Origin of the sequence: Hyphomicrobium sp. (genome assembly GCF_035687085.1) — a bacterium.
Lineage (GTDB): Bacteria > Pseudomonadota > Alphaproteobacteria > Rhizobiales > Hyphomicrobiaceae > Hyphomicrobium_B.
This window is the reverse complement of sequence record NZ_DASRYS010000014.1, coordinates 26,627-46,501: the sequence shown is the minus strand read 5'-3', so window position 1 is coordinate 46,501 and position 19,875 is coordinate 26,627. Positions and strand designations below refer to the sequence as shown.

The window sequence follows — 19,875 nt, the reverse complement described above, 5'->3', positions numbered from 1 at the left end:
AAGGAAAATAATGTCGATTCTTGTTAATCGCCAAACGCGCGTCATTTGCCAGGGCATGACCGGTCGCGCTGGTTCGCAGCAAACCGCGGCCATGATGAAGTATGGAACCAATGTCGTCGCCGGCGTCACGCCAGGGAAGGGCGGGCAGCGCCATCTCGATCTCCCGATTTTCGATACGGTTTCAGAAGCGGTTCAGCAGACGCGTGCCAACGCGAGTGTGATCTTCGCGCCGCCGATGCACGCAGCTGCCGCCATGATCGAGGCAATCGAAGCTGAAGTTCCGCTGGTGGTCACATTGACGGAGCACGTTCCAGTTCTCGACATGGTGCGCGTCTGCCATGCCCTGAAGGGGTCGCAGACGCGGCTCGTCGGACCGAATTCGGAAGGCATCCTGGCTCCGGGCGTCTGCAAGCTCGGCGTCATCGCAACCGGCAACGTGCGGCCAGGCGGTATCGGGGTCGTTTCCCGCTCTGCATCACTGACGAGCGAAGTCATCGCGCAAATTTCCGCAGCGGGACTCGGTCTGTCAACGAGCGTAGGAGTGGGCGGTGATCTTGTTCACGGCCTGACGATGAAGGATTGTGTTGAGCTGTTTTTGGCTGACGAAGAAACGGAAGGCATCGTACTCATTGGTGAGGTCGGCGGCACAGAAGAGCAGTACGTTGCTGATCTCCTTCGCCAGAAAAAGCCACGCGTGCCAGTCGTCGCTCTCGTCGTGGGCAGCCACGCACCGTCGGAACGTCGTGCGGGAAATGCCGGAGCACTTCTGGTTCATGGCCGCGATACTGCTGCTGCCAAAATCGCCGCACTCGGCCGGGCCGGCGTCATCATGGCCGAAAGCCCGCATCTCGTTGGCGAAACGATGAGCGTAGCGCTTCGCAACCACAAGGAACAGAACCAGCCCCGCTCTGCGGCTGGCTGAGCACTTACGGACTGAAGAAACAAGGGCGCTCGCCAAGCTTCAGATGGCAATCCAGGCTAGCTGAGCGCCCTTTCGTCTGCGCGGTTCTTCAAATCTCCCGATATGAATTCCTGACCTCCGCCGCTGCCTCGCAGAAGCAGCTTGGTGGCGAATTTCGCATTTAGCCTTCATTCTAGAGGCGCAAACGATGCGCCATTAAACATCGCGCGTGTGCCTTTTGTCGGCGCGTTTGCGTCACGCCCTTTGGCAGCGGCCTGCAAGTCGCCGTGCCGCTAAGCTCGAATAAACTTCAACATTGATGTTGTGATTGCTGCTCTTAGCGGTTCCGCGCCTCTCGCCGTGAGACGACAGCACGACTGAAGCGGCAATGCTCACGCAACGGATCGTCTGTCGACGGATTTATTCCGTTGGTAAGGCGATCGAGCCTGATCGCTCGTGAAACGACAATCTACTTTGACCGAGGGCGTTTTTAGAAAGAGAAGGAACTTACCTCCTAGCTCCGGATTGCCCTTGTGAACAAAACCCACGGCATCAGGAGCATTGCGTGTCGAGAGAAAAGGTGCTCGTGACCGGAGGAGCAGGCTTTATCGGGCGGCATATGTGCCGAGCTCTCCTGGCCCAAGGACATGACGTCGTCGTCCTCGATTCCATGATCGAGCAAGTTCATGGCAATGAAGATATTGCGCTAACCGACGACGTACAATTCCTCCGCGGCGACGTTCGCAACGTCGATTCTGTACGCAAGGCGCTCAAAGGCGTCGACTCTGTAGTTCATCTCGCGGCCGAGGTTGGCGTCGGCCAAAGTATGTACGCTGTCGAGCAGTACGTCAGTGTTAATGACGTCGGAACGGCTGTCTTGATGGAGGAACTCTCGCGTTCCCCCGTTCGCCGGATCGTCGTCGCTTCGTCGATGAGCATCTATGGCGAAGGTCTCTACCGCGCTCACGACGGATCGCTCGTTGAAGACGTGGAGCGTGCTTACGGCGCTGGCAAATCTTGGGATCCAGTGGATCGCAATGGTTATCCGCTGGAGCCGATCCCCACGCCGGAAAGCAAGCGCCCGACGCTCGCATCGGTTTACGCGCTGACCAAATATTCGCAGGAGCGAATGACCCTGCTTCTCGCGAAAGCGCACGGCATGGAAGGATGCGCGCTTCGGCTCTTCAACGTGTTTGGACCAGGTCAGGCGCTTTCCAATCCATACACCGGCGTTCTCGCGATCTTTGCATCGCGCTTTTTCAACGGCAAGCCGCCCCTTGTCTTCGAAGACGGTCAGCAACGCCGGGATTTCGTTCACGTCGAAGACGTGACGTCTGCCTTTCTCGCCGCCCTGCAGCAGTCCGGCATCGACGGTGATGTCTTCAACATAGGAAGTGGCCTCAGTTACTCAGTCTACGATGTGGCGGAGAAACTCGGCCAAGCGATGGGGCGCGCAGATATAGCTCCTGAAGTTCTCGATCAGGCGCGGTTCGGCGATATCCGTCACTGCTTCGCTGACATCACCCATGCCGAGGCAGCTCTAGGCTACAAGCCCAAACGCCGGCTCGAAGAGTCGCTTGGCGAACTCGTCGAATGGGTGAAGACGCAACGCGCACTCGATCGCGTCAATGAAGCGCGAGCCGAACTCGAAGCACGGGGGCTGGTGGCGTGAAAGCAGTCGTTGCACCTGCTGTGATCGGAGAAAAAGAAAATCCGGTGTTGATCACCGGCGGCGCAGGCTTCATTGGCTCCAATCTCGCGAACCGGTTGGCAAGGAGCGGGAAAAAAGTCCTCGTCATTGACTCGTTAGCGCGGCCGGGTGTCGAGGAAAATGCCGCTGAACTGAAGCGCCTCCACCCCCGCAACATCTCTGTGCTGATAACGGACGTGCGCAACGAAGCCGCTGCGGAAGCCGTCACACAAGCTTCCGCCGTTGTGCACTTCGCCGCGCAAGTGGCGGTCACGACGAGCATCGAACGGCCGTTAGAAGACTTCGACATCAACGTACGCGGAACATTGAATTTGCTTGAGGCGGCCCGCTCTTGCTGCAAGCCGCCGACGTTCCTGTTCGCAAGCACGAACAAAGTCTACGGCGATTTGGCCGAGGTTGAACTCGAGCAGACGCGTCTGGCGTATCGCCCCGCTGACGAGCATCTGCGCGCTCACGGCATCGGCGAATCGCGTCCCCTGTCATTCCACACCCCATACGGCTGCTCCAAGGGCGCCGCTGATCAATACGTGCTCGATTACGCGAGAACGCTAGGTGTACCCGCAGCGGTGTTCCGAATGAGCTGCATCTATGGTCCACGGCAACTGGGAACTGAAGATCAGGGCTGGGTCGCGCATTTTCTCATCAAAGCTCTGCAAGGGGCGCCGATCACGATCTATGGCGATGGCCGGCAAGTGCGAGACGTGATGTTCGTCGAGGACACCACGGAGGTCTACGCGCGCGCGATCGAGAGGCCGTCGTTTGTTGCGGGCAGAGCCTTCAACGTCGGGGGCGGCCCCGAAAACGCGGTGAGCCTGATTCAGGTCCTGAACCATATCGGTCGGATCGTCGGCCGTCCTTTAGAGATAAGTCACAGCCACTGGCGAGCCGGTGACCAACGCTACTACGTCTCCGACACACGCAGCCTTCGAAGCAAGATCGAGCTTTCGCCGCCGACGCCCTGGAAGACCGGTGTGTCTCTCCTGGCGCAATGGCTGAAGGAGGCGCGCCCCCCACCACGTCGCGACGACGCAATGATCGCGGGAGATGCGCGATGAAAGTGGCATTGATAAATCCCGCGTGGAGTTTCGAAGGCAGCACTTACTTCGGCTGCACCGCGCCGCACCTGCCGCTCGAACTCGCCTATAGCAAGTCCCTGCTGGAGCGAAGCGGGCACGCAACTCTTCTGGTCGACGGGCCCCTTTTGTCCCTCTCGAACGGCGAAATAGCGGATAAAGTTTCCGCCTTTTCTCCTGACATGACCGTGGTCACCACCGCGCCGTCGTACCTTTTCTGGCGCTGTGCCCCGCCGGAACTTTCCATTCCGCGCGAATTTCTCGATCTCCTTGGCACTCGGGGAGGGAAGCGGGTTGTGGTCGGCCCGCATGCTTCCGTGACGCCGAGAACCACGCTTCTGAAACTCAACGCCGGCATTGCAGTGCGCGGAGAGTGCGAGGAAACCGTCGCCGCGCTCGCAGAAAGCGAGCTCGAGAATGTGACCGGCATCGCAATCAAATCAGGGGACGCGATCGAAGTTCGTGGTGCGCCCCAAGCAGCAAAATTTGTAGATGCGCCCGCCCTTCGGTGGGACGATTGCTATATCCACCCGCACGGCCATCATCACCACAGGTTCGATCGTACGCCCGACGGTCCCGGCGCCGAGGTGGAAGCCTCGCGCGGCTGCCCATACGCATGCACCTTCTGCGCGAAGATTGATTTCCGAGATCGCTACCGCCGCCGCGAGCTGCCGATCCTACTCGATGAGATCGACGGCCTGCTGCAGCAGGGCGTGACGTACATCTATTTCATCGACGAGATTTTTCTTCCCAATCGTCCGCTTCTCGAAGCACTCGTAGAGCGAGATGTTGAATTCGGAGTTCAAACGCGCATCGATCTCTGGAAACCCGACATGCTCGCGCTTCTTGGTCAAGCAGGCTGCGTCTCTGTCGAAGCAGGTGTCGAAAGTTTGACGGAAGAGGGACGTAACGCGCTAGGTAAGAAGTGCCGCCTGACCACCGATGAATTGGCAACGCTGCTGATAAAAGCGCGCCAACACATTCCATTCGTCCAGGCGAACCTGATCAACATGGCTGGTGACGAAGCGGATATGGTCACCCGCTGGCGCGAGCAGCTTCGAAATGCCGGCGTCTGGGCCAATGATCCGGTGCCGCTTTATCCATACCCCAGCTCGCCCGACTATAGGCGCCTGTTCGGCGAGCCAGATGAGAACGCCTGGGAACGAGCACACAGCTATTATCTGGAACAATTCTCTCGCTTCAGTGACATCCAGGATGCGCATCCGTTGCCGCTGGAAGAACTGGAGGCGACGTGCCGCTGAACTCCCGCACGCCGTTGCCGAAACGCGTCTTCATGACTTCGGACACCGTGGGCGGAGTTTGGACCTACGCGTTGGAACTCACGAACTATCTGAGCGGCAACGATGTCGAAGTGCGGATTTGCGTTCTCGGTCCCCCGCCCAGCCGGTTGCAAGAGAAGGCGGCACGACGCGCGGGTGCCGCGTCGCTCGAGGTCAGTCGTTTGCCGCTCGACTGGACAGCGGCGTCAGAAGGCGAACTCGATGTCACCGCCGCCGAGCTGCAGGATCGCGCCCGCGAGTGGAGCGCCGATATCGTTCACCTCAATGCGCCAGCTCAAGCCGGATTGAAGGAGTGGGATGTGCCTTTGACCATTTCTGCTCACTCCTGCGTTGGAACGTGGTGGGCGCACGCTGGAAAAGGTGCGATGCCGCCGGATCTCGCCTGGCGCGCGCGAAGAACTGGAGTCGGATTGACCTTGGCCGATGCGGTCATAGCGCCGAGCGCGTCATTCGCGCGTGACTTGGCTGCGCTGTACGGTGCGGTCACGCCCATCACGGCTGTCCATAATGGACGAACGCTTTCTCCTGCGACAGCGCCGATCAACAGAGCGGATGTTGTGTTCACGGCCGGCCGTCTGTGGGATGCCGGAAAAAACCTTCGGGTGGTTGGTGAAGCCGCAAGGCTCAGCGGAAGAAAGATCTATGCGGCTGGGCCGCAAAACGGGCCCAACGGCGAGACGGCCGATCTCTCGCATCTTTCCCTGCTTGGCGCGCTAGCTCATGACGAGATGCAGGAATGGTACCGGCGCGCCGCGGTGTTCGTCAGCATGTCGAAATATGAGCCCTTTGGCCTCGCGGTGCTCGAGGCCGCTCAAGCCGGCGTAGCCCTCGTTTTGTCCGACATTTCGACCTTTCGCGAGCTCTGGGATGGCGCTGCGCTCTTCATAGATCCCGACGATCCTGCCGAACTCGCGGAGACCATTTTACGTCTCATGGCGTCGCCGGATGAGCGTGCGGTGCTCGCGGCAGCCGCTGCCGAGAGATCGCGAGCCTATTCAGCCGAGCGCATGGGCGCAGAGACGATGAACATTTACTCACGCGTCCTCGCCGCGCGCGCACCACCGCTTGTTCAGCTGGAGGCCGGCGCATGAGGATCGTCTATCTCACGCATTCGCTTGTTTCTTGTTGGAACCACGGAAACGCGCATTTCCTGCGCGGTTTGCTCCGCGAACTCGCCGGCCGCGGCCACGATGTGCTTGCCCTCGAGCCTGAAAGGAGTTGGAGCCGAGAAAATCTCGAAGCGGAGCAGGGTCCAGGAACTCTCTCGCGATTTGCGGCTCGGTTTCCCGACCTGGCTGGTGCGATTGCAACCTATGACTCTTCGATGGACATCCTACCTGCAATCGCGGACGCGGATCTCGTCATCGTGCACGAGTGGACAGCGCCTGAGATAGTGACGGCGCTCGGTGACAAGAAAAAGCGCGGCGCGGCGTTCACGCTTCTTTTTCATGACACGCATCACCGGGCAGTAAGCGATCCTCGCGCTATCAACAAGATGGACTTGTCGGGCTACGACGGCGTGCTCGCCTTCGGGCAATCACTTGCCGACGTCTATGCACGCGCGGGTTGGGGCAATCGCGTCTTCGTCTTTCATGAAGCAGCCGACGTTCGCCTTGCCACATCGCCTGATAGAAACGAGAACCAGATGCGCTCAGGGGCCGTATGGATCGGCAACTGGGGCGATGGAGAACGCAGTGAGGAGCTTGGCGCCTACCTATTGCGGCCGGCACGCGATGCGCAGGTCAAGCTTGACGTGCATGGGGTGCGATATCCCGATGAGGCCATCGAAGCTCTGCACGCGCATGGCGCCGAATATCACGGTTGGAGTGCGAACGATCGGGTTCCGGAGATATTCGCGCGGCACCTTTTCACCGTTCATGTGCCAAGACGCTATTACGTGAAGTTTCTTCCTGGCATTCCGACCATCCGCGTCTTCGAAGCGCTGGCCTGCGGTTTGCCGCTCGTCTGCGCACCATGGGAAGATTCTGAAAACCTGTTCCGCGCGGGCGAGGACTTCCTTACGGCTTCAAGTGAGACGGATATGGCGAGCGCCATGCGCGCCCTTGCGAACGATGCCGGCCTGCGGCGCGAGCTTGCCGCCAACGGCCTGGAGACCATCAGAAATAAGCACACGTGCGCTCACCGTGCCAGCGAGCTTCTCGCCATCGCGGAGCAGATCCGGCCCCGGTTGAAGGGAGCAGCCTGATGCACATTGCGTTCTTCGGTTCCAGCCTGCTGTCGAGCTATTGGAACGGCGCCGCGACGTACTACCGTGGAATCATCGCCGCCCTTGCACGGCAAGGCTATCGCATCACGTTCTATGAGCCGGATGCCTTTGACCGCCAACAGCACCGCGACATGGACCCGCCGGATTGGGCCGAGGTCGTTGTCTATGAGCCAACAGTTGAGGCGATGCAGGCAGCCTTCCGGCACGCAGCCGGCGCCGACATTATCGTCAAAGCAAGCGGCGTCGGCGCACTTGATAATGAGATCCTTGCAGCCACGGTCGCCGAAGCCGCGAAGGGAAAGCTCGGAATTTTCTGGGACGTCGACGCACCGGCAACCCTGGCGGAGATCGATGGCGACACGCGGCACCCGCTTCGCGCCGCGTTGAAGCGTTTGGACTGCGTCTTGACCTATGGCGGCGGATCCCCGGTCGTCGAAGCCTATCGGCGTGTTGGCGCGCGCCGGTGTGTGCCGATTTATAACGCGCTCGACCCTGAGACGCACTTTCCAGTCGCGCCGCAGTCGCGCTTCACCGCCGATCTCGCATTTCTTGGCAATCGCCTGCCAGATCGCGAAGCGCGCGTCGATGCGTTCTTCTTCGAGGCCGCACGCCTTCTGCCTCACCGCAAATTCCTTCTAGCAGGATCGGGCTGGGAGCCATGGCAACTGCCTCCGAATGTCGAATTCATCGGACACCTCTCGACTCGGGATCACAACGCGTTCAATTGCTCGCCGCTCGCTGTGATCAACATTTCACGCAAATCGATGGCAACCACAGGGTTCTCTCCTGCAACGCGCGTGTTCGAAGCTGCAGGAGCAGGTGCATGCCTGATGACGGACGGCTGGGAGGGCATCTCAGAATTTCTGACGCCAGGTGAAGAAGTGATCGTCATCAATGACGCTCGCGATGTCGCGAGAGCGCTGGCATCGCTCACGCCGCAACGTGCGCGGCAGATCGGGGAAGGAGCAAGAAGGCGCGTTCTTCGCGAACATACGTATAATCAGAGGGCACAGATTGTGGACCGCGTCCTGAGCGAATTGGTTGCGGCGAAAGATCAGCAGGCGGTGGCATGAAGAGGCGTTCTTTGCGCATCGTCATCTTGGGATTGAGCCTTTCGTCCGCTTGGGGGAATGGCCATGCCACCACCTATCGCGCGCTCATTCGCAGCCTATCGGATCGCGGTCATCGTGTAATGTTCCTGGAGCGCGATGTCCCGTGGTACGCCGCCAACCGAGACCTGATCGGACCCGCGTGCTGCGAACTCCACTTCTACGATGGCCTGGCGGGCTTAGAGGATTGGAAGAGGGAGATCGCCTCGGCGGACTTGGTGATCATCGGCTCGTTCGTGCCGGACGGGATCGCAGTTGCGGATTGGGTGTTCCGCGTCGCCCGCGGCAAGATCGCGTTCTACGACATCGACACGCCTGTCACCTTGAGCGCTCTTGCCCGGGGCACCTGCACGTACTTGTCGCCCGCACAAGTTCGGCAATACGCCTGCTACTTCTCATTCACCGGTGGACCAACGCTCAAGCTTCTGGTCGATAAATGGCGCGCTCGGTCGGCGCTCGCTCTCTATTGCTCTGTCGATACGACAATCTACAAGCCACAGCTCACGCGCAAGCGCTGGGATCTTGGATATATCGGAACCTACAGTGCGGACCGTCAGCCCGGAGTTGAGCGCTTCATAAACGAAGTTGCGCGCCAGCTGCCGGAAATGACGTTCGTGGTCGCTGGCGCGCAATATCCAAGCTCGATCCGCTGGCCGGAAAACGTGGAGCGAATTGAGCACGTGCCTCCGTCAAAGCACGCCGAATTTTATTCGAGCCTTGGATGGGCGCTGAATTTGACCCGCGCAGATATGAGGACAGCGGGCTTCAGTCCAAGTGTCCGCCTCTTCGAGGCCGCCGCATGCGAGACGCCCATAATCTCGGACGACTGGCCGGGTCTGGAAGCCTTCTTCGTTCCCGATCAGGAGATCGTCACTGCAGAGAGCAGCGAACATGTGACGGGGGTGCTGCAGATGCCCGCGGAAGATCGCCGCCGCATTGGCGAAGCGGCAAGAGAGCGGGTGCTGCTTGAACACACTTCAGACTGGCGTGCCATAGAACTGGAAAACTGGTTTGCAGACGGTGGCCGCGATGAAAGTCGCGCCAAGATGGACCAAAAAGGAAAGCTGACCTCAGTGGACCAGGCGTGAGTTTGTGGAGATTTGAGAATGGCAAGACAGGCCGAAATGCGGAACGCTATTGTGGCCGGTGCCGCCGGGTTCATTGGATCGCATCTCTGCGATGCACTCATCCGCCGCGGCTTCCACGTGGTGGGCGTAGACAACTTTCAGAGTGGGCGGCCCGACAATCTCAAACATTTGGCCGGAGAGGCGAATTTTCGGCTCGTCAACGCGGACATCATCGATCCATTGCCCTTGGCGCTTCGGGCCGATGTGATTTTCAATCTCGCCTGTGCCGCGTCTCCTCCACATTATCAAGCGGATCCGGTTCACACGATGATGACCAGCGTCGTGGGCACACGGAACCTTCTAGCACTGGCATCCGATCTCGGGGCCCGGTTCGTGCTCGCATCGACGAGTGAGATTTATGGTGACCCGCTGCGTCATCCGCAGAAGGAAGACTACTGCGGCAACGTCAATCCAATCGGGCCGCGCGCATGCTACGACGAAGGAAAACGCGCAGCTGAAACGCTTTCCTTCGACTATATGCGCGCAGCCAAAGTCGATTGCCGCGTCGCTAGGATTTTCAACACATACGGTCCTCGCATGCGCGCCGATGATGGCCGGGTCGTTTCCAATGTGGTCACTCAGGCGCTGTCGGGAAGCGACATTTCGATATACGGCGACGGAAGCCAAACCCGATCGTTCTGCTATCTCGATGATCTCGTATCAGGATTGTTGGCGCTCGGATTTCATTCAAGCCCGGTGCGCACACCTGTTAATCTCGGAAACCCGAGCGAGATTACCGTGAGCGAGCTTGTGCAAACGGTTCTAGAACTCACGGGTTCGCCGTCGCGGATCGTTTATAAGTCGCTGCCCGTGGACGATCCGCGCCGGCGCAAGCCTGACATTGCACTTGCCAAGGAATTGCTCGAATGGGCGCCGAAAGTCCCGCTGCGCAAAGGCCTCACCAAAACCATCGAATGGTTCGCCTCCACGCGGCATGAATGGGATCGCGTCAATACATTGGTTCCCGCGATGGCCTTAAGAGGGCTGAACGGTGCGGGCGAGGAGGCGGCTTTATAAGCACCAGCCAAAGTAGTCGGCGGCACTCAAGAATGGTATTCGGGCACGCCGCGCCGCTTCTGCGTCGATCGGCTGGTCGCCGACGAAGAGCGCGTCGGAACCGCAAACATTGAAGTGGTGCAGCGCGTCGGACAGCATCCCAGGATTGGGTTTGTGGCGGGCGCAACTCGCATCCGGCATACATGTGCACATTTGAATCCAAGCCCTCGGCGGAAGGAATCCGACGGCTGCGTGCAATGTGGCAACTAGCATGTCGCGCGCCTTGGCTTCTGTAAGCAACCCTTCGCTAGGCCCCGGCTGATTGGAGGCCAGCGCAATCCAGGGACCGTGAGTCGACCAGGGAATTGCCCGCAACGTATCGGCGACGTTCGGCATTAAGCTCCAATCTGCGGATGATAAAGGGAAGCGATGCCCGGGCGTATGAGTCCACCGCAGCGTGCCGTCTACATCGAAAATGTAGAGCTTCGGCGGGGACGACTTCATGGAGGCCCCTCTCATATCGCGGTGAGGGCAGATTTGAGGTGCGCGGTGTAGTAAGCGATCGCCCGCTGCTTGCTCTCGTGCGCGCCGCAGAGCGTGGCGACGCCAGCCCGAAAGGCCGCATATGCAGCGACGTAGCACGCGAGTGCTTTTTCGAGATCTGCGCTAAGTTTGAACGCATCAAGCAGATCGCCCGCGATGCGAGAGTGCATGTTCCATTCGACCATCAAGCCGGCGACGTCCCAGAGAATGGTTTGGGGACCGATCGCAGTGTGATCACAAGAGTGTCCGCCGGCGTCGAGCTTCAGCAGTTCGCCGGTTGGCATTCGCGCCCATTCATGCGGCGCGAGGCGCCCGTCGCCGTAACTTGGAAGATCGTGAAGGCGCGCATCGTAAAGGAGTGTATCGGCCGCTCGCTGCGCCGAAGTGATTGCCGATGGGCACAACTCTTTCGCATTTTCGATAAGCAAATCTGCAAGCCGTTTATGATCAGCTTCTGCCTCTGCGAACTCGAGCGGAGGATCTGCAGCGGCACGAATGTAATTGCAGGCCTGTAAGACATCGAGGGCGGTGAGACGACCCAAAGCTAGGCGAGGGCCATCGACCCAAGGCGTTCCGATCCACCCATCTTCACAGGACTTAGGGCGAGGAACCAACCCGTGGTCAGCGAGCCACGTTAGCTTATGCGATGTGTCCTCGCTAAGCGTGGCATTTCGATTTGGCGCGAGTGTGAAGCCCGAGAACTTCCAGAGGATCGTACAGGTCCCATTTTCCGTGATGAACTTGGGAGCCTCGAGCATCGGAGCTGCAGCATGGACGTCATCCGCCGAGACGCCCGCGCGCCGCATCCAAAGACCGCCGCCCATTTCAATGCAGTCGCAATGATGATGCTTGCCGGGTCTGATGGAGCCGCCGACGTGAATTGCAGTCTGCCGCCACCACTGCTCAACAGAAGCTGAAACTTCGCCACCCGGCCCGTTCGTGTGCGCAGGTAAAAAGACAATGGCGTTTCGATCAAAGCCATGCCGAATAAGCGCATCCGCCGTCGCAGCCATCGATGATCCGGAGCGGCCAGGGCCTTCGTCGACGACGAGAGCAGCAGCGTTGATAGGAAGTTCCGGTGGAAGGCTCACGTGGCGGCGATAGGGATCGCCCTTTGGCCTCACGGTGATGCGGTTAACGGCAAAGCCGCGCGAGCGAAGCGCTGCCGCAACGACGCCGGACAAAGTCGTGCCGATGCTCCGCAATCCGATGACGGTAACAGAACTCGGCGTTCGCGCAGTGCGAGCCCATGCGAGCGCAGCCTGGACGTACGCATCCGGGTAAACGGCGTACCAGGCAAAGCCCTCCGGAATTTTCATCGGATCGGTGGGCCGCTCAGATTTTGCGCGGGAAGAGATTGCAAAGAGGATCCCGGCTGCTTGGTCCCAGCCTTCAGGAGAGTAGCTATTGGGCCAAGAAATGCCGAGAACGCGCGCAGCAAAGGCGTGACCGCAGAGCATGCTGAGCGCTTCGGCTTCAGGTGCCCAGTTAGACGAAGAGTCGATCGCCGACTGTTCCAGCTGGCCCGCGATCGCGCACCGGATCCGCAGCTCATGAAGAGAGGGCTTTGCCGGTGCGCTCAGCCGCTTATGCAGTATTTCCGCGACATCGGAAACGGTGAGGCGAACATGTCCATCGCCATAAACGATCATCCAGATACGATCCGTAAGAGGATCTTTCAGGCGAACGGCGCAACAAAGCGCACCTACTCGCTCTCAATCGCGGGAGACAAATTTATTGAACCGGCTCTTTTTACCGTCAGACAAGGTGTCTTGGTAAAGGAATGCCAGCTTCCTCGAATCGAAAATATCGAAAAAGCGATCCCAAGAGATCTCCTCGAGAGATTCATCAGGCTCTTGAAAATCCACGCGCAGGACGCCGCCCTCGTCGCTTTCCGTACTTTTCACGACGGCAGGATGACCATCGCGCTCCTCTATCCATTTCCGGATTTTCTTGTGATCGGTGGTCTTCTCGCTAGATGCGCTCATGTTCGATGCTCCTCCAACTGAATGGATCTTGCGATGAACCTCGCGGCCTAACCTCAGTTCCATATCGCAATGCGGAGGAACCAACCCAGAAAGCCATTGTTTGTACCTTGTGAAGTCTGTGCCTGGTCTTGAGTGATCGATGCCAAAAGACTGCTCCTCATCAAGATCTGTGCGCGTCGGTTTGGTCGGCGTCGGCAATTGCGCCTCCTCATTCGTCCAGGGCCTGACTTACTACGGCAGCAATGTCGGGAATACGCCGATGCCGGGTCTGATGAGTGCTGACATTGGAGGCGTTAGCGTTGCTGACATCGTAATTTCCAGCGCATTCGATGTGCACGCCGGCAAAGTTGGCAAGGACGTTTCCGATGCAATTGCTGTCGCGCCGAACAACACTATGAAGTTTGCGGCCGTTCCGCAGCTAGGCTGCAGCGTTCGGCGAGGCCCGACATTCGATGGCCTTGGAAAATATCTAAAAGACCAAATTCCGGAATCCTGCGAAGAGCCGGTGACGGTGGCTGAGGTGCTCGAGGAAACCGGCACCCATGTCCTAGTTTCATATTTGCCGGTGGGCTCGCAGCGAGCGACTGAATATTATGCCGAACAATCGTTGGCGGCCGGATGCGCGTTCATCAACTGCATACCAGTCTTCATTGCTTCAGACCCCCGCTGGGCCGCGAAATTCACCGAGCGCGGGATTCCGCTCATTGGCGACGACATCAAAAGCCAAGTAGGAGCGACAATCGTCCACCGGGCGCTCGCGAGCCTCTTTCGTGACCGCGGCGTGCAGCTCGATCGTACGTATCAGCTGAACTTTGGAGGCAACTCCGATTTCATGAATATGCTCGAGCGCGAGCGCCTTGAGTCGAAGAAACTATCGAAGACCCGCGCAGTAACGTCTCTGATCGAGGATCCACCGGCGCCTGAGAATGTACATGTCGGTCCGAGCGATCACGTACCATGGCTCACTGATCGCAAGATTGCCTACATCCGGCTAGAGGGAACGGCATTCGGCGGCGTTCCTTTGAGCGCGGAGGTAAAGCTCGAGGTATGGGATTCGCCAAATTCTGCGGGGGTTGTGATTGATGCTGTTCGCTGCGCGAAGCTAGCCCTGGAGCGGGGAATTGGAGGTCCTCTCATCGGCCCCTCAAGTTACTTCATGAAGTCTCCGCCGCAGCAGTTCGAAGATTGCGAGGCTCGCGAGCGCACTTTGCAGTTCGTCGCGGGCGACGCCTAAAGGAGAAAGCATGGCAGTATGCTTCCTCGTGCGGCATGCGGCGTTTGACTTCGGCATGCGCCACTTGGCGGGCCGGTCCGAATGCACGCTCTCGGCAGGCGGCGAAAAGCAGGCGGCAAGCCTCACGCGACTATTGCCCCGCAATGCGATCCTGCAGTCCAGCCCGCGCCGGCGCTGCCTTCAGACGATTGCGCCTCATGTCTTCGCGACCGGCCGGATCGCCGCAAAAATCACGGCACTTGACGAAGTCGACTTTGGCGTCTGGCAGGGGCGCACATTCGCGTCTCTGGACCGAGATCCCGCCTGGAGGCTGTGGAACGAGCAGCGCACCAATGCGCGGGCGCCGGATGGCGAATCCATGATGGAGGTTCAGGAGCGCATCCTGAATCATATCCGGCGGACGGCAGCGGACAATCCATCCGCGCCCATCATCATGGTCACGCACGCTGAGCTCATTCGAGCGGTCATCCTGCATTGTTTGTCGCTGCCGCTCGACGATTGGAATCGCGTCGATGTGCCCTACGGATCTATCACGACCATCGCGGTCGAACCTTCAGGCCAGATGGAGCTCGACCAAAGGATTGCGGCTTGAAACTTGTCATCTTTGGCCTCTCGATGTCGTCATCGTGGGGCAATGGCCATGCAACACTTTGGCGTGGGCTGATCGATGCCTTGCACCGAAGGCATTGCGCCGTGACGTTTTTCGAGCGTGACGTTCCCTATTATTCGGATTCGCGAGACATCTCCGGCATCGATTACGGTGATCTTGTCATCTACAGCGATTGGGACACCGTCCTTGCGCAAGCAAAGCAGGAGATTGCTGAAGCGGATGCAATTCTCGTTACCTCCTACTGCCCCGACGCCGTAGCCGCTGCGCGACTGGCCGAAGACGCTCGCGGCCTCCTTGTTTTCTATGATCTCGATACGCCGGTGACGTTGGATGCAATCAGCAGTGGGCGGAACGTTGACTATATCGGGCCGCAGGGTCTAACCCAATTCGATCTTGTGTTGAGTTATACCGGCGGCAAGACGCTTGATGAGCTACGGCGCGAACTCGGAGCGCGGCGAGTGGCCCCGCTCTACGGGCACGTCGACCCAAAGCAGTATCGGCCGGTTCCAGCCATGTACCAATATCGCTCGCATCTCTCGTACCTCGGAACCTATGCGCACGATCGTCAGGCGGCACTCACGGAACTATTTCTCAAGCCAGCTGCCGCGAGAACAGACCTTCGCTTCCTCATCGGCGGCGCGCAATATCCAGATAATTTCCCCTGGCTTGCAAATCTATATTTCGTGCGCCATTTGCCGCCGACGGAGCATCCCGCTTTCTTTGCGTCATCCCGTTTGACGCTCAACGTTACGCGCATGGCGATGGCGCGTTCGGGTTGGTGTCCATCCGGGCGGCTCTTCGAAGCTGCCGCGTGCGGCACTGCGATCCTGTCAGATGCATGGGAGGGAATAAGCGCTTTTTATGAGCCAGGGCGCGAAGTCCTGCTCGTGCGTAACGAGCAGGACGTTCTGGAGGCGCTCGATGCCACCGATCAGCAACTTGCGAGAATTGGTGAAGCGGCGCGTGAACGCACACTTGCAGCGCATACGTCAGATCATCGTGCCGACGAGCTTTTACGAATTCTTTGGGAGGCGCCGCTTGAGCGGCAAGCATTCGCGGAGTCTGCCTGATGTGGGGAATTATTCCAGCAGCCGGCCGCGGCACGCGTATGCAACCATTGGGCTTTTCGAAGGAGCTTCTGCCTCTCGGCAGCTCGATGGCTGGCGGAGCCGAGCGGCCGCTAGCGGTGAGTGAATATCTCCTCCAGCGCATGCTCATCGGTGGCGCAGAGAAGCTCTGCTTTATTATCTCTTCGGGGAAATCCGACATCCTTGAATATTTCGGTGGTCACTACGGCAGCGCTGATGTCGTCTATGCCGTCCAGGCGGATCCGAACGGCCTCTGTGATGCACTCTTTAGGGCATCGCCGCTTATCGCGCCTCATGAAGACGTGCTCATTGGCCTTCCCGACACGATCTGGTTCCCCGAAACGGCATACCTAGACATTCCGCCGTGTGAGCTGGGATTCATATTATTTCCCTCAATACACCCGGAGTTCTTTGACGCCGTTGTCCTTGATGACGAGCAGCACGTCCTTGAAATTCAGGTCAAACAGGAAGTGCCCGAGACCAACTGGGTTTGGGGGGCGATCAAGCTCTCCGCGAAGGTCTTTGAAGAACTGCATCGGCTCTGGCTCCAACGCAACCGGCAGGACGAGTATCTGGGCACACTCATCAATGCTTATCTTGCGCAAGGCGGCACGGCTCGCGGCTTCCGGATCGGCACTGCGTATGCGGATGTTGGAACGCCGCGCGGCTATCGCGATGCCACCGAGGCGCTCAAGCACCTTGGAACGGATCAGGCGGTGGCCGAAACTCCAACTCCCGAGCCAGTGGCGAGAAGCGAGACCATCGAGAGGAGAGATAACGCATGCTGATGCATGGCGCATCCCCCGAGGCGTTGCGCCACGAGGTGGAGGCTCTCCGGCCTTGGTTTCATAATATGAAGTTGGATGCGGTGGAGACAGCGCCGGATCATCCCCTGGGCGACTATCCTTCGATAAAATGGCGGCGCTTCAAGTCGGCCATTGAAGATCAAGTGCGCGGCCGAAGCGTGCTGGATATCGGCTGTAATGCCGGCTTCTATTCGATTGAGATGAAGCGGCTCGGCGCAAAGGAAGTCGTTGGCATCGACTTCGACGATCGCTATCTCGCTCAGGCGCGTCTCGCCGCCCGTACATTGGGCGAGGACATCGAGTTCGAGAGACTGTCGGTCTACGACGTGGCCAGGCTCGGCCGTCAGTTCGAAATCGTCCTCTTTATGGGTGTGCTTTATCACCTGCGGCACCCGCTGCTCGCACTCGATCTCATTCGTGAGCACGTGGCAGGCGATATTCTTGTTTTCCAAACCATGCAGCGGGGCTCCGACGATGTCGAACCCGTGGCAGCTAACTACGATTTCTGGCGCAGCGACCACTTCGATCAACCCGGATATCCGAAGCTGCACTTCGTCGAGCACAGCTACGCCAACGATCCCACCAATTGGTGGGTGCCGAACCATGCATGCAGCGAAGCGATGCTGAGAAGCGCCGGCTTTGACGTCATCGAACACCCTGAGCAGGAGGTCTATATCTGCCGGCGTCAGCGTGCTCCCGCCGCTCATTCCCCCGTGTATCCCGCTCGGAGTGCCACATGATCGAAGCCGCTATGATTTGGAACGAACCCAACAACAAATCGCACTGGGACCCTGAGCTCGATCCTGAGTGGCAGCGCTTCGGTGAGACGGCGGTCCTCGCAGGGCGTGCGATCCGTCGGGAAAGCGCGCATTTGAAGCGTGTTCTCGGAGGGATCTCGCCGATCGATCCGAACTTCATCACCCGCATGGAACGCTATGGCGTCCTCGATGCTGTCGATGTCGTGGCGGTGCATGGCTTCCCCCTCGACTGGAATCTATGGTCGATCGACGAATGGCCTGCGAAGCTCGCCGAGATACGCGCAGTAACCCAGCTGCCGCTTTGGGTCACTGAGGTCGGCGTATCGTCCTTCGGAGCCGACGAAGTCCAAGACTGGGGCCTGAAGCGAACGGCTGAGCTGCTCAGTGGCATGACCGAGCGCATCCATTGGTACAGCCTTTACGATCTTCCCAAGACCTGGGAAGCAACGACACGGCACAAGGAAGCCGAGGGCTCCTCCTATTACCGACATTTCCATATGGGGATTTTGCGCGAGGACGGCGCGCCGAAACCGGCTGCGGAAACATTTGCAAGCCTCACACCGGAGCTCGGCCTTTGCCAATGGTTCCACTACGAAGATCATCGTCTCGAAGATGCAGTCGTATGGATGAAGCGGCTCGGCGTGAAACACGTACGCACCGGGTTGTCCTGGGCTGACAGTTTCCGGCCAAATGCGCTTGCTTGGTTCGACCGGCAGATGGCTGCCCTCAGCGACTTCAACGTGACTGTGACCTTCTGCTTTACGCCCGAGCATCGGGGCTTGGCGCCTCATCACACGAGCCCGCCTTTAGTCGCTGAAGAATTCGCGGAGTTCTGCGGATCGATGATCCGCCGCTACAATGCGGCAATCGCGCAGCCAGCTGCGATGCAGGCCGCTTGAGACGCAAGGATATGTTCCGTGCCGCGCGCTATGCTGCTCGTCTTGGACTCGGTCGGCATCGGAGGCGCACCGGATGCCGAGCGCTACGGCGATGCAGGAGCGAATACAGTCGGGCACATCGCTGAAGCCTGCCGAGAGGGCCGCTGCGACGCCGCAGGACGTCGGGGGCAGCTCAACGTTCCAAACCTCACCCGCCTCGGGCTTGGAAAGGCATGCAAGCTCGCCACCGGGTTCACGCCGACGGGCCTCGACGCACCCGAAGCTTTCGGCCGCTACGGCTGCGCGTCGGAATCGTCCTATGGCAAGGATACGCCGTCGGGCCACTGGGAGCTGTTAGGCGGACCTGTGCTGTTTGACTGGGGTTATTTTCCCCGCACCATCCCATGCTTTCCAGACGAACTGATTGCGGAATTTTCGCGGCGCGCCGGAATTTCCGGTGTGCTCGGGAATTGCCACGCATCGGGAACGGAGATCATAGCGCAGCTGGGCGAAAGGCACTTAAGGACGGGGCAGCCGATCTGTTACACGTCGGCGGACAGCGTGTTCCAAATCGCGGCGCACGAGGAGGCGTTCGGGCTCGACCGGCTTTACGATCTTTGCACGCTCGCGCGCGAGCTTCTCCACCCCTACCGGGTAGGCCGCGTCATTGCTCGTCCGTTCACCGGGGCGACACCTGCAGATTTCACGCGGACGGGAAACCGGCGCGACTATTCCCTGCCGCCGCCCATGCCGACGCTTTTGGATCAAGCGTCGGAGGAAAACCGGGATGTCGCCACCATCGGTAAGATTGCCGATATCTTCGCGCATTCGGGCACTGGGCGGGTTTTCAAGGCGCACGGCAACGATGAGATATTCGATCGGACGCTCGAGGCAACTCAGAGCTTGGCCGACGGCGGCCTGCTTGTCGCTAACTTCATCGACTTCGACTCGCTCTATGGCCATCGGCGCGACGTCACCGGATATGCCGCCGCGCTGGAAAGGTTCGACCGCCGCCTGCCGGAACTTCTCGCGCTGCTAAATCGCAATGATCTCCTCGTTCTGACAGCCGATCATGGGTGCGATCCAACTTGGTACGGGACCGATCACACGCGCGAACAGGTTCCGGTTCTGATGTTCTCGCCAGGATGCGAGCCGGCATCCTTGGAGCGCCTAGGCTTTTCGGAGGTGGGCCACGCGCTCGCCGCGCACATCGGCCTCTCTATGGTCCGGGGAGGTGCCCAACTGCAAGGAGCGCCTCGCACCTTTCCAACGTGAGGAAGAACCCCGCTGCTAATCGGATGAGTTTGGGAACCTGCGATCTTTGAGGCCGTTTTTTCTGCACAAACTTCAAAGGATCGATCCCGCATGAAGAGATTCCTTCCCTTCGCTGTTGCAGTATGCATGACGCTCTCGTCTCCCGCGTGGTGCCAGTCGTCATTGTCGAGCGGCCCGGTATCTCCGGGGAACTCCGGTTCCGAAAAATCGACGACGAACCAGTCCTCACCGGTCGAAGCCCCGACCTCGC

19 protein-coding genes are annotated in these 19,875 nt (G+C 59.4%); 16 read left to right on the top strand and 3 right to left on the bottom strand.

Going from position 1 to position 19,875, the window contains the following annotated elements; translation table 11 throughout:
- Positions 1-10 precede the first annotated feature (10 nt).
- The 9 genes from VFG26_RS13635 (at position 11) to VFG26_RS13595 (ending at position 10,466) form a co-directional block, all read left to right on the top strand.
- The gene (locus tag VFG26_RS13635; protein ID WP_325026218.1) at positions 11-922 is read left to right on the top strand and encodes a succinate--CoA ligase subunit alpha; all 912 of its coding nucleotides are present in this window, start codon (positions 11-13) and stop codon (positions 920-922) included.
- A 544-nt stretch (positions 923-1,466) separates the two neighbouring features.
- Complete coding sequence (locus VFG26_RS13630; RefSeq protein WP_325026216.1) at positions 1,467-2,573, top strand: NAD-dependent epimerase/dehydratase family protein; 1,107 nt, start codon at positions 1,467-1,469, stop codon at positions 2,571-2,573.
- Complete coding sequence (locus VFG26_RS13625; protein ID WP_325026215.1) at positions 2,570-3,667, top strand: SDR family NAD(P)-dependent oxidoreductase; 1,098 nt, start codon at positions 2,570-2,572, stop codon at positions 3,665-3,667. Before VFG26_RS13630 ends, VFG26_RS13625 begins: the two co-directional genes overlap by 4 nt.
- Complete coding sequence (locus VFG26_RS13620) at positions 3,664-4,947, top strand: TIGR04295 family B12-binding domain-containing radical SAM protein (protein ID WP_325026483.1); 1,284 nt, start codon at positions 3,664-3,666, stop codon at positions 4,945-4,947. The genes VFG26_RS13625 and VFG26_RS13620 overlap by 4 nt, the downstream gene beginning before the upstream one ends.
- Positions 4,938-6,077 carry a glycosyltransferase family 4 protein gene (locus VFG26_RS13615; RefSeq protein WP_325026213.1) on the top strand — a complete coding sequence of 380 codons (1,140 nt, stop codon included), beginning with the start codon at positions 4,938-4,940 and terminating at the stop codon, positions 6,075-6,077. Before VFG26_RS13620 ends, VFG26_RS13615 begins: the two co-directional genes overlap by 10 nt.
- Entirely contained in the window at positions 6,074-7,192 is a 1,119-nt protein-coding gene (locus VFG26_RS13610) for a CgeB family protein (protein ID WP_325026211.1), read from the top strand. The genes VFG26_RS13615 and VFG26_RS13610 overlap by 4 nt, the downstream gene beginning before the upstream one ends.
- Positions 7,192-8,286 carry a CgeB family protein gene (locus VFG26_RS13605; protein WP_325026209.1) on the top strand — a complete coding sequence of 365 codons (1,095 nt, stop codon included), beginning with the start codon at positions 7,192-7,194 and terminating at the stop codon, positions 8,284-8,286. Before VFG26_RS13610 ends, VFG26_RS13605 begins: the two co-directional genes overlap by 1 nt.
- Entirely contained in the window at positions 8,283-9,410 is a 1,128-nt protein-coding gene (locus VFG26_RS13600; protein ID WP_325026207.1) for a CgeB family protein, read from the top strand. The genes VFG26_RS13605 and VFG26_RS13600 overlap by 4 nt, the downstream gene beginning before the upstream one ends.
- 18 nt (positions 9,411-9,428) lie before the next feature.
- The gene (locus tag VFG26_RS13595) at positions 9,429-10,466 is read left to right on the top strand and encodes a UDP-glucuronic acid decarboxylase family protein (RefSeq protein ID WP_325026205.1); all 1,038 of its coding nucleotides are present in this window, start codon (positions 9,429-9,431) and stop codon (positions 10,464-10,466) included.
- Here the strand turns inward: VFG26_RS13595 and VFG26_RS13590 are convergent.
- The 3 genes from VFG26_RS13590 to VFG26_RS17645 form a co-directional block, all read right to left on the bottom strand.
- On the bottom strand, positions 10,461-10,949 hold the full coding sequence (locus VFG26_RS13590; protein ID WP_325026203.1) for an HAD-IIIA family hydrolase: 489 nt from the start codon (positions 10,947-10,949) through the stop codon (positions 10,461-10,463). The genes VFG26_RS13595 and VFG26_RS13590 overlap by 6 nt on opposite strands.
- Positions 10,950-10,960: 11 nt before the next feature.
- Entirely contained in the window at positions 10,961-12,640 is a 1,680-nt protein-coding gene (locus VFG26_RS13585; RefSeq protein ID WP_325026201.1) for a hypothetical protein, read from the bottom strand.
- A 63-nt stretch (positions 12,641-12,703) separates the two neighbouring features.
- Positions 12,704-13,174 (bottom strand): hypothetical protein, encoded by a 471-nt coding sequence (locus VFG26_RS17645; RefSeq protein ID WP_414653311.1) that lies wholly within the window; start codon positions 13,172-13,174, stop codon positions 12,704-12,706.
- Here VFG26_RS17645 and VFG26_RS13575 point away from each other — a divergent pair.
- Genes VFG26_RS13575 through VFG26_RS13545 form a run of 7 tightly spaced genes read left to right on the top strand, consistent with a single transcriptional unit; the run spans position 13,116 to position 19,625 of the window.
- Complete coding sequence (locus VFG26_RS13575) at positions 13,116-14,210, top strand: inositol-3-phosphate synthase (protein WP_325026198.1); 1,095 nt, start codon at positions 13,116-13,118, stop codon at positions 14,208-14,210. The two genes, VFG26_RS17645 and VFG26_RS13575, sit on opposite strands and share 59 nt — an antisense overlap.
- 10 nt (positions 14,211-14,220) lie before the next feature.
- Positions 14,221-14,802, top strand: coding sequence for a histidine phosphatase family protein (locus VFG26_RS13570; RefSeq protein WP_325026196.1), 582 nt, complete (start codon positions 14,221-14,223; stop codon positions 14,800-14,802).
- Positions 14,799-15,890 carry a CgeB family protein gene (locus tag VFG26_RS13565; RefSeq protein ID WP_325026194.1) on the top strand — a complete coding sequence of 364 codons (1,092 nt, stop codon included), beginning with the start codon at positions 14,799-14,801 and terminating at the stop codon, positions 15,888-15,890. The genes VFG26_RS13570 and VFG26_RS13565 overlap by 4 nt, the downstream gene beginning before the upstream one ends.
- The gene (locus VFG26_RS13560; protein ID WP_325026193.1) at positions 15,890-16,696 is read left to right on the top strand and encodes a sugar phosphate nucleotidyltransferase; all 807 of its coding nucleotides are present in this window, start codon (positions 15,890-15,892) and stop codon (positions 16,694-16,696) included. Before VFG26_RS13565 ends, VFG26_RS13560 begins: the two co-directional genes overlap by 1 nt.
- A complete protein-coding gene (locus tag VFG26_RS13555; protein ID WP_325026191.1) occupies positions 16,690-17,454 on the top strand; it encodes a TIGR04290 family methyltransferase in 765 nt (254 codons plus the stop codon). The genes VFG26_RS13560 and VFG26_RS13555 overlap by 7 nt, the downstream gene beginning before the upstream one ends.
- Positions 17,451-18,371: a beta-xylosidase gene (locus VFG26_RS13550; protein ID WP_325026189.1), complete on the top strand. Its 921-nt coding sequence runs from the start codon at positions 17,451-17,453 to the stop codon at positions 18,369-18,371. The genes VFG26_RS13555 and VFG26_RS13550 overlap by 4 nt, the downstream gene beginning before the upstream one ends.
- Positions 18,372-18,401: 30 nt before the next feature.
- Positions 18,402-19,625 carry a phosphopentomutase gene (locus VFG26_RS13545; protein WP_325026481.1) on the top strand — a complete coding sequence of 408 codons (1,224 nt, stop codon included), beginning with the start codon at positions 18,402-18,404 and terminating at the stop codon, positions 19,623-19,625.
- Positions 19,626-19,875 lie beyond the last annotated feature (250 nt).